Annotated in this window: 12 protein-coding genes and 1 pseudogene; 6 read left to right on the plus strand and 7 right to left on the minus strand. The window is 70.6% G+C overall.

Annotated elements, in window-relative coordinates; all coding sequences use genetic code 11:
• The 3 genes from ACYVE7_RS17925 to map form a co-directional block, all read right to left on the minus strand.
• The coding region (locus ACYVE7_RS17925) for a DUF5685 family protein (RefSeq protein ID WP_460365872.1) at window positions 1-212 on the minus strand (212 nt) is incomplete at its 3' end.
• A 153-nt stretch (window positions 213-365) separates the two neighbouring features.
• Window positions 366-1,409 (minus strand): S1C family serine protease, encoded by a 1,044-nt coding sequence (locus ACYVE7_RS17930; RefSeq protein ID WP_460365873.1) that lies wholly within the window; start codon window positions 1,407-1,409, stop codon window positions 366-368.
• 384 nt (window positions 1,410-1,793) lie between these two features.
• Entirely contained in the window at window positions 1,794-2,645 is an 852-nt protein-coding gene (map, locus tag ACYVE7_RS17935) for a type I methionyl aminopeptidase (RefSeq protein WP_460365874.1), read from the minus strand.
• A 53-nt stretch (window positions 2,646-2,698) separates the two neighbouring features.
• Between map and ACYVE7_RS17940 the strand changes: the two genes are divergently transcribed.
• Window positions 2,699-2,869, plus strand: a complete 171-nt coding sequence (locus tag ACYVE7_RS17940) for a hypothetical protein (protein ID WP_460365876.1) — start codon at window positions 2,699-2,701, stop codon at window positions 2,867-2,869.
• A 13-nt stretch (window positions 2,870-2,882) separates the two neighbouring features.
• On the opposite strand, the gene ACYVE7_RS17945 is transcribed toward ACYVE7_RS17940, so the two are convergent.
• Window positions 2,883-3,452 (minus strand): hypothetical protein, encoded by a 570-nt coding sequence (locus ACYVE7_RS17945; protein ID WP_460365878.1) that lies wholly within the window; start codon window positions 3,450-3,452, stop codon window positions 2,883-2,885.
• 119 nt (window positions 3,453-3,571) lie between these two features.
• Between ACYVE7_RS17945 and npdG the strand changes: the two genes are divergently transcribed.
• Together npdG and ACYVE7_RS17955 are read left to right on the plus strand one after the other, a co-directional pair.
• A complete protein-coding gene (gene npdG / locus ACYVE7_RS17950; RefSeq protein WP_460365879.1) occupies window positions 3,572-4,234 on the plus strand; it encodes an NADPH-dependent F420 reductase in 663 nt (220 codons plus the stop codon).
• Window positions 4,235-4,304: 70 nt separating this feature from the next.
• The gene (locus ACYVE7_RS17955) at window positions 4,305-5,384 is read left to right on the plus strand and encodes a potassium channel family protein (protein ID WP_460365881.1); all 1,080 of its coding nucleotides are present in this window, start codon (window positions 4,305-4,307) and stop codon (window positions 5,382-5,384) included.
• Here ACYVE7_RS17955 and panB read toward each other — a convergent pair whose 3' ends face one another.
• Entirely contained in the window at window positions 5,385-6,269 is an 885-nt protein-coding gene (gene panB, locus ACYVE7_RS17960; protein WP_460365882.1) for a 3-methyl-2-oxobutanoate hydroxymethyltransferase, read from the minus strand.
• 222 nt (window positions 6,270-6,491) lie between these two features.
• Here panB and ACYVE7_RS17965 point away from each other — a divergent pair, with 222 nt between their 5' ends.
• The 3 genes from ACYVE7_RS17965 (at window position 6,492) to ACYVE7_RS17975 (ending at window position 10,896) form a co-directional block, all read left to right on the plus strand.
• Window positions 6,492-8,063: an MFS transporter gene (locus ACYVE7_RS17965; protein ID WP_460365883.1), complete on the plus strand. Its 1,572-nt coding sequence runs from the start codon at window positions 6,492-6,494 to the stop codon at window positions 8,061-8,063.
• Window positions 8,064-8,078: 15 nt separating this feature from the next.
• Window positions 8,079-8,678 (plus strand): TetR/AcrR family transcriptional regulator, encoded by a 600-nt coding sequence (locus ACYVE7_RS17970; RefSeq protein ID WP_460365885.1) that lies wholly within the window; start codon window positions 8,079-8,081, stop codon window positions 8,676-8,678.
• Window positions 8,679-8,772: 94 nt separating this feature from the next.
• Complete coding sequence (locus ACYVE7_RS17975; RefSeq protein ID WP_460365887.1) at window positions 8,773-10,896, plus strand: ATP-binding SpoIIE family protein phosphatase; 2,124 nt, start codon at window positions 8,773-8,775, stop codon at window positions 10,894-10,896.
• 91 nt (window positions 10,897-10,987) lie between these two features.
• On the opposite strand, the pseudogene ACYVE7_RS17980 reads toward ACYVE7_RS17975, so the two are convergent.
• Together ACYVE7_RS17980 and nadE are read right to left on the minus strand one after the other, a co-directional pair.
• Window positions 10,988-11,614 (minus strand): annotated as a pseudogene (locus tag ACYVE7_RS17980) (RDD family protein); the annotation flags it as partial.
• Window positions 11,615-11,660: 46 nt separating this feature from the next.
• Window positions 11,661-12,633, minus strand: a 973-nt coding sequence (nadE, locus tag ACYVE7_RS17985; protein ID WP_460365889.1) for an NAD(+) synthase, incomplete at its 5' end; no start/stop codon positions are given.

Here is a 12,633-nt window from a genome sequence, read left to right on the forward strand (position 1 = left end):
GCCAGCCGGGCGCCCTCGGCCTGCGCGGTCACCACGTCGGCCTTCTTGAAGCCGCGCAGCGCGCACGCCCCGGCCCCGCGCCGCGGCGAGACCTCGGCGGACTGCGCCTCGGTCAGCACCGAGACGATCAGCCCGTCGTAGTTGGTGACCAGCCGGGCCTTCTGCCCGTGCTCGTCCCGCAGCGTCAGGCACATCCCGCACAGGTGCGCCATCCAGTCCTTGAACAACGTCGAGCACAACCCGTGCCGACAGGGTCTGACCACCCCGAACATACGATTCCCCTCAATGCGATCAATCTGCGCATTATCACCGACGCCGCCGCGGCCGGTGGGGTTCTCGAAAGATCGGGACGATCTCGTCGCGTGTCAGCTTCCGGGAAGCTCCCCGAGCGTGACCTGGACCTTCTGCTTGCGGCCGTTGCGCAGGATCTCGACCTCGACGGTCTGGCCGGGCTTGAGCGTGGCCAGGGACTCCGCGAGCGCCGTCGTCGTCGGGGTCGGTTCGCCGTTCACCGAGGCGATGACGTCGTTGTCCTTGATCCCCGCCCGTGCCGCCGCGCCCGAGGAGACGACCGAGACGACCGCCACACCGGGCGAGTCGCCGTCGGCCACGAAGGTCTGGGCGACGGTCGCGCCGAGCGCGGCCCGGCCCGAGTTGGTGACCTTCCCGGTCGAGATGAGCTGCGGGACGATGTTCTTGACGGTGTCGCTGGGGATCGCGAACCCGATCCCGTCGGCCCTGCCGCCCGAGGTGGTGCCCGCCGCGAGCGTCGGGATGCCGACGACCTCACCGGTCATCCGGACCAGCGCGCCGCCCGAGTTGCCCGGGTTGATCGCGGCGCTGGTCTGCACGGCGCTGGCGATGGTCGCCCCGGGGAACGCGCCCTCCTTGGTGGAGGAGACCGTCCGGCCGATCGCCGAGACGATGCCCTGGGTGACGCTGCCCGAAAGGCCCAGCGGCGAGCCCATCGCCAGCACCATCTGGCCGACCTTCAGCGCCGCGGAGTCGCCGAACCTGGCGGGCGGAAGCTGCGCGCCCGGCTCGACCCGCACCACCGCGAGGTCACCGGCCGTGAACTGGCCGACCAGGGTCGCCTTCAGCGCCTTGCCGCCGCTGGACGGCCGTACCGCGAACTGCTTAGCCCCCGCGACGACGTGCGCGTTGGTGACGATATGGCCCTTGTCGTCGTAGACGATGCCGGAACCCTCGCCGAGGTCGGTGTCGATCTGCACCACCGACGGCAGGACGTTCGCCACCACTTCGGTGTTGGCCTGCTCCAGCGCCGCGACGGCCGCGGCGGTGTCCCCGCTGATTGTCGCCGCGACGTTCGACACGGTCTTGGCCCCGCCGCTTCCGCCGGCGTCCCCGCAGCCCGCCGCCAGCACCATCACCAGGCCGCCCGCGGCCATCACACGAAGGTTCACAACCGCCGGTCTTCCCGCCGCCCCGCCGCGCCCAACGGAACTACCAGCGATCTTGGAAATTCTTTACGCGTGTCCGGGCCGGCCGGTCGTGGCGGGCTCGCCGTGCTGGCAGGAACACCTGGCCGTCCGGTTAGGTCCCGCCCGGCGCGGCCGCACGTAGCGTGGGCCGCATGATGGGAACCGAGAGTTGCACTTCCAACTGCGGATGCACCACCCCGCCCGACGACTGAGCCCGCGCCTCTGCCAACGCCTTCGACGGCCGGACGGAGCGCGGGTAGCGCCGCGCTCCGCCCCGCCAAGACCGTGACGACGGCCACGGCCGGGTACGTGCCGCCCGGCGGCCGGGACGGGCGTCAGGGCGGGCGGGTGTCAGGGAAGGGTGAGGATCTCGGCGCCGGTGTCGGTGACCAGGATCGTGTGCTCGAACTGGGCGGTCCGCTTGCGGTCCTTGGTGACCACGGTCCAGCCGTCGGCCCACATGTCGTAGGTGTGGGTGCCGAGCGTCAGCATCGGCTCGATGGTGAAGGTCATGCCGGGCTCGATCAGCCGGGTGGCCTGCGGGTCGTCGTAGTGCGGGATCACCAGCCCCGAGTGGAAGGTGGTGCCGATGCCGTGGCCGGTGAAGTCGCGGACCACGCCGTAGCCGAACCGCTTGGCGTACGCCTCGATGACCCGGCCGATCACGTTGATGGCGCGGCCGGGCCGGACGGCCTTGATCCCGCGCATCATCGCCTCCTGGGTCCGTTCCACCAGCAGCCGTGACTCCTCGTCGACGTCGCCGGCCAGGAACGTGGCGTCGGTGTCGCCGTGCACCCCGCCGATGAACGCGGTGATGTCGATGTTGATGATGTCGCCGTCCCGGACCACGGTGTCGTCGGGGATGCCGTGACAGATCACCTCGTTGAGCGAGGTGCACAGCGACTTCGGATAGCCCCGGTACCCCAGCGTGGACGGGTAGGCGCCGTGGTCCAGCAGGAACTCGTGGCCGATCCGGTCGAGTTCGTCGGTCGTGATCCCCGGCCGGACGGCGCGGCCGACCTCGGCGAGTGCCTGGGCGGCGATCCGCCCGGCGACGCGCATCGCCTCGATGATCTCGGCGGACTTGACGTCCTGCTCGCCGGTCCTGGGGGCCTTCTTCCCGACGTACTCAGGCCGGACGATGTTCGCCGGAACCTTGCGAGGGGGCGAGATCCGGCCGGGCGTGAGGTACGTCGTCGTCATGGGAGAAGAGTTTAGTTCCCGTTTTCCGGGCAGGATGTGACCGGAGGTCGATCATGAGCGAAGACGATGGACAGTGGTACTTCTGCCTGAAGCACATGCGGGTCGAGCACGGCCCCGGCTGCCCCGACAAGGAGCGGATGGGACCGTACCGGACGGAGGCGGAGGCGAAGAACGCCCTCGTCACCGCGCGCGAGCGCAATGAGGAGTGGGAAGAGCAGGACTGATCAGCGGGATCGGTCAGCCGGTCTGCGGGCCGGTGATGGTGTCGAGGAGCCGGGCGAGCCGATCACGCAAGCCCGGCTTCGCCTCCGCCGGTTCGCCGGCCGCCGCGCTGACCAGGTGCTGGGCCTGCTCGAAGGAGACGATCCCGCCGGGTTTCACGGTCAGTGCCTCGTGGGCGAGTCCGGACAGGTCCTTGTCGCCGCCTTCGAGCGCCAGGATGACGGCGCCGGAGCGGCGGGCGTCGTCGACCCGATCGAGCAGTGGTTCGGGCGCGAGCCCGTCGGCGACGACCAGCAGCGCCTCGCCGCGTCTGGCGCCGGCCAGCCGGCCGAGCGCGATCGACAGGTGGGCGGGCGCGCCGGGCGGCGGGTCCCAGCGGACCAGGGTGGGCCGGAGCTGCGGCACGAACCGCGCCTCCTCGTCGAGGTGGGCCGCCAGATGCCACGGCTCCTCGTCGGGGGTGCCGAACAGCAGCAGGTCCTCCCGAGCCGAGCGGCGCAGCGTGCGCGCGAACCGCCGGGTGTCGGTGAGCCAATCGGTGGACGACAGCAGTTCTCGCAGGATCGCCACCTGACCAGAGTCCATGCGGGCCATCCTGACGGAATTCTCGGTCCGGCACGCCGCGTTCGGGACACGCGGCCGTTTCCGACCGGTATTCCGGGGTCGCTGGAACGGCGTTCGGCCGGACCTGAGACGATGCGGAGATGAGTGATCTCCCTGACGTGAGCGGTCTGACCATCGGCATCCTCGGCGGCACCGGCGACCAGGGCAAGGGCCTGGCCCGCCGGTTCGCCCTCGCCGGCCAGAAGGTGATCATCGGTTCGCGGAACGCCGAGCGCGCCCAGGCCGCCGCCGACGAGCTCGGCGAAGGGGTGCGCGGTCTGGACAACACCGGATGCGCCACCGAGTCCGACATCGTGATCATCGCGGTGCCGTGGGACGGCCACAAGGCGACCGCCGAGTCCCTGAAGTCCGAACTCGCCGGCAAGATCGTCGTGGACTGCGTGAACCCGCTGGGCTTCGACAAGCAGGGCGCCTACGCGCTGCCGGTCGAGGAGGGCAGCGCTGCCCAGCAGGCCGCCGCGATCCTGACCGGCAGCCGTGTCGTCGCCGCGTTCAACCACGTGTCGGCGGTCGTCCTGCTCGACCCCGAGGTCGCCGAGATCAACCTGGACGTCCTGGTGCTGGGCGAGGACCGCGAGGCCACCGACACCGTCCAGGCGCTCGCCGAGCGCATCCCCGGCGTCCGCGGCGTGTTCGGTGGGCGGCTCCGCAACGCCCACCAGATCGAGGCGTTCGTCGCGAACCTGATCTCGATCAACCGCCGCTACAAGGCGCACGCCGGCATCCGCGTCACCGACATCTGATCCCGCTTCCCTACCCGTTCTTTACGCCCCCGTCATGATCTTGGCGGGGGCGTCCGGGTACAGGGGCGGTGTGCCTGTTGCTCCTTCGCGCATCGTGCTGCCGTCCGTCGAGGTCGGTCCCGGCACCCGTGTGATGCGCCGCCTCGGCGTGGCGTTGCTGCTGCTGCTGATCGTCGGTGTTCTGGTCTGGCTCGGCAAGGACGGGTACAAGGACTCCTCGGGCCGGCCGATGGACCTGCTCTCCTGCGTCTACTACGCGACCGTCACCATGTCGACGATCGGGTACGGCGACATCGTCCCCGTCAGCGACACGGCCCGGCTGGTCAACATCATCCTGATCACTCCGGCGCGCATCCTCTTCATCATGATCCTGGTGGGCACCACCCTGGCGGTCCTGGCGGAGAGCGCGCGCGAGGAGTTTCGGCGCAACCGCTGGGAGAAACACGTGCGCGAGCACTACGTGGTGGTCGGTTACGGGACCAAGGGGCGCAGCGCGGTGGAGTCGCTGCGGGACTCGGGGGTGCCGAAGGACCAGATCGTGGTCGTCGACACCAACCGTGCGATGGGCCACGAGGCCGCCCACGAGGGCCTGGTGACGGTCATCGGCGACGCCACCCGCTCCGGCGTGCTCCGCAAGGCCCACGTCCAGGCCGCCAAGGAGGTCATCGTGGCGGTCGGCAGGGACGACGCGGCCGTCCTGACGGTGCTGACGGCGCGGGAGCTCAACGGCAGGGCCGGGATCCAGGTCGCGGTCCGCGAGGCGGAGAACGCGCCGCTGCTGCGGCAGAGCGGCGCCGACCACGTGGTGACCTCGTCGGAGGCCGCCGGACGCCTGCTGGGCGTCGCGGCGAACGAGCCGCACATCAGTGAGGTGATGGAGGATCTGATCGTCGACGGCGGCAGGCTCGACCTCGTGGAGCGGCCGGTGCGCCCGCAGGAGATCGGCCACCCCATCCATGAGGCGGCCGATCCTGCTCTGGCACTGGTCAGGGACGGCTCGCTGCGCCCTTACAGCGACCCGTCCTGCCGTGAACTGCGCTCCGGCGACCGCCTCGTCGTGGTCGTCACCGACCCGGACGGGAAGCCGCTGGGCGGCGATCTGTGCCCGGACGACCAGGAGTCAGGCGGTCGGGAATCAGACGACCGGTGATCAGTGGTAGGCGTGCTCGGGGGCGGGGAACACGCCTCCGACGACCTCTTCGGCGAACGAGCGGGCCGCTTCGCTGAGCACGTCGCCGACCTGGGCGTACTTCTTGACGAACTTGGCGGTGTGCGGGACGAGCCCGGCCATGTCCTGCCAGACCAGCACCTGGGCGTCGGTGACGGGGCCCGCGCCGATCCCGATGGTCGGGATGGACAGCGAGGTGGTGACCCGCTCGGCGAGGTCCTCGGGGACGCACTCCAGGACGACGGCGAAGGCGCCGGCCGCTTCGAGGGCCTTGGCGTCCTGGAGGAGCTGCTCGCCGGACTCGCCGCGGCCCTGCACCCGGTAGCCGCCGAAGACGTTCACCGACTGCGGGGTGAGACCGAGGTGGCCCATCACCGGGATCCCGGCCGCGATCATCGCCTCGGCCTGGGGGAGGACCCGGCGGCCGCCCTCCAGCTTGACGGCGTGCGCGCCGGTCTCCTTGAGGAAGCGGGTGGCGGTGGCCAGCGCCTGCTCGGCGGAGGCCTGGTAGGAGCCGAACGGAAGGTCGGCGACGACCATCGCGCGCTTCGAACCGCGCACGACGGCGGCGGTGAGCGGGATCAGGTCGTCGACCGTGACGGGGATGGTGGAGTCGTAGCCGTAGACGACCATCGCGGCGGAGTCGCCGACGAGCAGCACGGGGATGCCGGCCTCGTCGAAGATCCGCGCGGTGAGCGCGTCGTAGGCGGTGAGCATCGGCCACTTCTCGCCGTTGGCCTTGGCCGCCGCGATGTCCCGGACCGTGATGCGCTTCGTGCCCTGGCCGCCGTAGAGAGCGGTCGACCGGTCCTGCGAAGCCTTACCTGCTGAAACCGATCCTGCTGAAACCGTTCCTGCTGAAGACATTGTTCCTCCAAGCAAAGTCTCGAATCGCCCTCATGGCGTACCCGGACTCCTCGAATGGTGCCACTAGAGGAACGGAAGGGGAAGACCGGGGATTCCGTGATGTAACGGAGACCACACCCCAAATCGAAACGCGACGGTTGCGTATCGGAACTCGACGGCGGTACCTTCGGATGAGCGATACGGAACCGTCTCGTATTCGAAGCATCGATCTAAGGGGAGCGCGTGGCAACGACGCCATCCACCGGCCACCCCCGGCGCTGGGCCATCCTCGGCGTCCTGGTGGTGAGCCTGCTCGTCGTCGTTCTGGACAACACGGTCCTCAACGTCGCGGTCAAGACCATCGCCGACCCCCAGCAGGGGCTCGGCGCCACCCAGGGCCAGCTCCAGTGGGCCATCAACTCCTACACCCTGGTCTTCGCCGGGCTGCTGTTCACGTTCGGCGTGCTCGGCGACCGCTACGGCCGCAAGCTGACCATCATGGCCGGGATGCTGATCTTCGGGATCGCCTCGCTGGCCTCCGCCTACGCCCAGACCCCCGACCAGCTCATCTGGGCGCGGGCACTGATGGGCCTGGGCGGCGCGGCGCTGATGCCGCAGACCCTGTCGATCATCAGCAACGTGTTCCCCGCGCAGGAGCGCGCCAGGGCCATCGGCATCTGGGCCGGCGCCGTCGGCCTGGCCGTCGCGATCGGCCCGATCACCGGCGGTCTGCTGCTCGACCACTTCTGGTGGGGCTCGGTCTTCCTGATCAACGTGCCGATCGTCATCGCCGGCCTGATCGGGATCGCCGTCCTGGTGCCCGAGTCCAAGAACCCCAGCCCCGGCAGGCTCGACCCGGTCGGCGTGGTGCTGTCGATCATCGGCCTGGTCGTCCTGTCCTACGGGATCATCGAGGGCGGGCAGAAGGGCTCGTGGACCGAGCCGTCCGTGCTCGGGCCGATCTTCGCCGGGGTCGCCGTCCTGGCCCTGTTCGCCTGGTACGAGGGGCGGATCGACCACCCGGCGCTGGAGGTCAAGCTCTTCCGCGACCCGCGCCTGTCGGCCGCCGTCGGCTCCATCACCCTGACGTTCTTCGCCGCGTCCGGCCTGTTCTTCTTCAGCTCCTTCTACCTCCAGTCGGTCCGCGACCTGTCGCCGTTCCAGGCCGGGGCGATGATGCTGCCGTTCGCGGTCGCCCAGCTCGTGTTCTCGCCGCGCAGCGCCGCGATGGTGACCAGGTTCGGCGCCAAGCGCGTGTCGGCCGTCGGGATGCTGACCGTGGCCGTCGCCCTCGGGTTCTGGCCGTTCTTCACCGAGAGCACGCCGCTCTGGGTGCTGGCGGTCGCGTTCTTCCTGCAGGGCGCGGGCATGGCCAACGTGATGCCGCCGGCGACGGTGTCGATGATGTCGGCGCTGCCGCAGGAGAAGGCGGGGGCCGGTTCGGCGCTCAGCAACACCGCGCGGCAGGTCGCCGTCGCGATGGGCGTCGCGATCCTCGGCTCGGTCGTCTCCTCGGTCTACAAGGAGGACATGGCGGGACCGCTGTCCTCGCTGCCCGCGCCGCTGCAGGACAAGGCGGGGGAGTCCCTGGAGGCCACCCTGGCGATCGCGCACTCCGGCGGCGCGAACTCCACCGGCGCGAACGATCTGGTGCAGCCCGCGTTCGACGCCTTCATCGGCGGGATGCACGTGGCCGCGTGGATCTCGGTCGCGGTCGCCCTGATCGGCGCCGCCGCCACCCTGAAGTGGATGCCGGGAAAGCCCGCTAACGCGAACCCGGCCGCCCCCGAGCGGCGCGCGCCCGCGAAGGTGTGAGAACGTGAACGGCAAATGAGCGCAGACCCCGTCCTGAGGCGTCCCGGACGTCCCCGTTCCGAGCGGGCCGAACGGGCCATCATCGAGGCCACCCTGGATCTCCTCGCGGAGGAGCCCGGGGTGGCCGGCGTGTCGATCGAGGCCGTCGCCGCCCGCGCCGCCGTCGGCAAAACCACCATCTACCGGCGCTGGCCCAACAAAGAGGCCCTGATCGTCGACGCGCTGGCGACCCTCAAGTCGCCCCTGCCGGAACTGCCCGGACGGTCGGTCCGCGAGGATCTGATCATCTTCGGGAAGGCCGCGGCGGAGCACCGTGAGGACCGGTACTCCAGGTGCCTGTGGAACGTGATGGGCGGCGCGGAGAAACACCCCGAAATCCTCAAACAGTTCGAAATCCAGGTGCTCGCACCCCGGAAAGAGATCTTCCTTAAGATCCTCGCCAGGGGAGTCGCCAGCGGCGAGATCCGGCCGGATATCGACGCCGACAGCACCCGGCTGCTGTTCATCGGCGCCCTGACGTTCCCGGGCAGGTCACCGGGGGCGAAAAGTCGTCATGGCGGCGATTGGGTGGAGAAAATGGTCGACACCCTCCTGTCCGGTCTTGCCCCCAGGTGACCCGGTTACGAAAGTAACCGGCGCACGAAAGGCTTCCGTACTCCATACTTGACCGAGGAGATGGAAGGCGGACCGGCTGTCAGGAGCGGCACACGTGAGAACCGCGATGGCGCGCAAGGCCAATGCGTCCACCCCCGACTCGGCGTCCAGGACCCTGGTCCTCGGCATCGACGGTGCGGGGATCATCGTCCAGTCCGGCCAGAACGCCGCCGGAGTGGTCGGCAAGGAGCCTGACGCTCTGCTGGGCACCCCTCTGGGTGATCTGCTCGTCGACGGCGACGTCCGGCTCGACAAGGTCCTGGAGGCCGTGGCCCAGGGGCACGAGCGCACCGAGGTCTGGAAGATCAACGGCCCCGGCGGCGACGCGGTCGTCACCGTCCAGCCGATGGTGGGGGCGGGGCTCGCCGCGCTCGTCCACATCCGGATCGCGCTGTCGTCCGCCGAACGGTTCCAGGATCCCGGACGCGTCCGCCGCGCCCTGTTCGACGACCCGCTGACCCGCTTCGGCTCCAACCTCGACCTCGACCAGTGCGCCCGCGCCCTGGCCGACGTGGTCGTCCCGCACTACTGCAACGTCGCCGCGATCGTCGTGCTGGAATCGCTGGTCGCCGCCGACGAGACCCCCGGCGGGGCGTCCGGCTCGGCCGTGCTGCGCCGGCTGGCCCTGGCGACCGACAACCACGACATGGACTGGGCGGCCACCTTCCCGACCGGCGAGGTGCTGGTCTACCCGCCGAACACGCCCTACCGGGAGTGCCTGGACAAGGCCGAGCCGATCCATCTGCGCCACATGGACTCCGCCGCCGCCCAGCAGATCGCCGACTCCTGGCGCCGCCAGCCCGTCAAGGACCTGCTCGACGACGTCTCGATGGTGCTGCTGCCGCTGATCGCCGGCGGCACCCTGCTCGGGCTGATGGCCTGCACCCGCACCGCCGGGTTCCGCCGCTTCGACGCCTACGACGTCGAGATCGGGATGGAGTTCGCCGCCCGCGCCGCCATCGTGATCGACAACGCCCGCCGGTTCAGCCGGGAACGGGCCACCGCCCTCACCCTCCAGCGCAGCCTGCTGCCGAACCGGCTCACCCACCCGACCTCCGTCGAGGTCCGTCACCGGTACCTGCCCGGCAGCAAGCTGGTCGAGGTCGGCGGCGACTGGTACGAGTCGATCGCCCTGCCGGGCGGCCGGGTCGCGCTGATCGTCGGGGACGTCGCGGGGCACGGCGTCAAGGCGGCCGTCACCATGGGACGGCTGCGCACCGCGCTGCACACCCTCGCCAACCTCGACTACCCGCCCGCCGACGCCCTGCACATCCTGCACGAGCTGATGCTGGAGCTGGGGGAGCAGGAACCGCACTTCGCGACCTGCGTCTACGGGGTCTACGACGCCACCACCGGCAGCCTGGAGATCGCTTCGGCGGGCCATCTGCCGCCGCTGCTGCTGCGCGCCGACGGAACCACCGAGTATCTGGAGCTGCCCGCCGCCCCGCCGCTGGGCATCGGCGGCGGCGACCCGATCGAGAGCCGTGAGTTCGCCGTCGAGGACGGCAGCATGTTCGTGATCTACACCGACGGCCTGGTCGAGTCCCGTGGCCGCGACATCGACGACGGCCTCGCCCGGCTGTCGGGGATCTTCGACGCGAGCGCCCTCGAACGTCCCATGGAGGATCTCGCCAAGGAGTGCCTGGCGGGCGTCTACGACGACCACCATCGCGACGACATCGCGCTGCTGATCGCCCGGCTGCGCCGGCTGCCGGAGGACACCCGCGAGTCCTGGACGCTCCCGAACGACCCGGCGGCCGTCCGCCGCGCCCGCGGCCTGGTCCGCACCCAGCTCGACCACTGGGGTCTGGAGGATCTCAGCTACACCACCGAGCTGCTGGTCAGCGAGCTGGTCACCAACGCCCTGCGTTACAGCCCCGGCACCCTGGAGCTGCGGCTGCTCCTGGAACGCGGCCTGGTCATCGAGGTCATGGACCGTTCAGCGGCCCTGCCGCGGCTGCGCCGTGCCGCCGACGACGACGAGGGCGGCCGCGGCCTGCTGGTCGTCTCGGAGTACGCCCGCCGCTGGGGCACCCGCCGCACGGCCCTCGGCAAGGTCGTCTGGTGCGAACTCCCCATCCCCGGCGTCGACCCCGACGCCACCCTCGTCTCCGAGGAGTGGCCCGGCCAGATGCACCACACCGACTCCTTCCCCGTCCCCCGCCTCCCCGAGCCCTGATCCCGGCCCGGCGCGGCCTCAGGAGTAGGGGTTGCGGGGGTCGACGAGGGTGAGGGGGACGTTCTTCCAGGACCACGGTCTTGGCCATCTTGTCGTGGAGCGTCTGGCGGTAGGGCTTGTCCCACAGCGGGAAGAGGATGTTCAGCAGGCCGATCAGTGAGGCGAACGGGACGAGGCCGGCGAGCCAGAAGCCGAGCGGGTAGATGGCGGCCCGGGTGAGGGCCTTGTTGCGGGGGAGCCGGAGCTGCGGCTCGAAGGCGCAGGCGACGCGGAGGCCGAGCGCGCGTTTGCCGAGGGTTCGCCCGCTGGAGGCGAGCTGGACGGCCTCCAGGCCGAACTCGGTGATGAGGAACGCCACGAGCACGTAGATGACGATCAGCGGTTCCCACCGGTCGGGGATCCCGCCTTCGTCCTTCTTGCTGACCACGAGGATCACCACGGGCGCGACCAGGAGCGCCAGCACCAAGAGCTGGACGAGGACGTCGATGATCCGCGCGAGCAGCCGCTTGCCGCGGCTCGCGACGGGCAGTGGCGGCAGGGCGGGCTGGGGCGGGCCCCAGCCGGGCGGACCGTAGTTCGGCGGCAGGTAGCCGGACGGGCCCTGCTGGGGGACCCAGAGCCCTGGCTGCGGCGGCACCCCGCCGGGGATGCCGCCCGGCAGCTCGTGGGGGAGCGGCTGGTGGGGCCCTGGCGGGCCGCCGGGCGGTGGGAAGTTCATGGAGAGGATCGTAGCGCCCAGGGCCGGAGATTCCCGGCCTTCGTGATCAACTGCCTTCGCGCCAGCGGGAGGTGATGGGGAGGCGGCGGTCGCGGCCGAAGTTCTTGCCGGTGATCTTGGGGCCTGGGGGGTACTGGCGGCGCTTGTATTCGGCGCCGTCGACCAGGCGGATGACCCGTTCGACCAGGGCGGGGTCGTGGCCGGCGGTGATCAGGGCGTCGCGGCCGAGGTCGCGTTCGACGTAGTCGTCGAGCAGGGCGTCCAGGACGTCGTACTCGGGGAGCGAGTCGCTGTCCTTCTGGTCGGGACGGAGCTCGGCGCTGGGCGCCTTGGTGATGATGTTCGACGGGATCGGCTCGGGGCCGAGCTCGGCCAGGAACGGGCCGGCCCCGGTCTGGGCGTTGCGCCAGCGGCACAGCTCCCAGACGAGGGTCTTGGTCAGGTCCTTGATCGGCCCGTACCCGCCGGCGGAGTCGCCGTACAGGGTCGAGTAGCCGACGGCCAGCTCCGACTTGTTGCCGGTGGTCAGCACCAGATGGCCGTGCTGGTTGGACAGCCCCATCAGCAGGTTGCCGCGGATGCGGGCCTGGAGGTTCTCGGCGGCCAGCCCGGTCAGCTCGACCTCCCGCTCGTAGGCGAGCACCAGATCCTTGATCGGGACGATCCTGCTGTGCAGCCCCTGCCGCTTCACCAGCTCCTCGGCGTCGCTGATGGAGTGGTCGCTGGAGTACCGCGACGGCATCAGCACGGTGTGCACGCGATCGGGCCCGATGGCGTCGGCGGCGATCGTGGCGACGAGCGCCGAGTCGACCCCGCCGGACAGCCCGAGGATCACCGACCGGAACCCGTTCTTGCGCACGTAGTCGCGGACCCCGGTGACGAGCGCGCCGTACACCTCGGCGGCGTCCGCCAGCGGCTCGGCCCGCAGGGACGGCTCGTGCGGGAACGGCGCGACGGGCTCGGCCGAGACGGTCCGCCGCTCGATGGTGATCGCGGCGCCGTCCCCGGTCTCGGCGGGG

The organism is Actinocorallia lasiicapitis, from assembly GCF_054778695.1.

Bases quoted from the DNA above. Each gene is read 5' to 3' on its own strand.
- panB (WP_460365882.1), bottom strand. From the start codon at position 6,269: ATGTCTTCAGCAGGAACGGTTTCAGCAGGATCGGTTTCAGCAGGTAAG.
- ACYVE7_RS17945 (WP_460365878.1), bottom strand. From the start codon at position 3,452: ATGGACTCTGGTCAGGTGGCGATCCTGCGAGAACTGCTGTCGTCCACC.
- map (WP_460365874.1), bottom strand. From the start codon at position 2,645: ATGACGACGACGTACCTCACGCCCGGCCGGATCTCGCCCCCTCGCAAG.
- npdG (WP_460365879.1), top strand. From the start codon at position 3,572: ATGAGTGATCTCCCTGACGTGAGCGGTCTGACCATCGGCATCCTCGGC.
- ACYVE7_RS17970 (WP_460365885.1), top strand. From the start codon at position 8,079: ATGAGCGCAGACCCCGTCCTGAGGCGTCCCGGACGTCCCCGTTCCGAG.
- ACYVE7_RS17940 (WP_460365876.1), top strand. From the start codon at position 2,699: ATGAGCGAAGACGATGGACAGTGGTACTTCTGCCTGAAGCACATGCGG.
- ACYVE7_RS17930 (WP_460365873.1), bottom strand. From the start codon at position 1,409: ATGGCCGCGGGCGGCCTGGTGATGGTGCTGGCGGCGGGCTGCGGGGAC.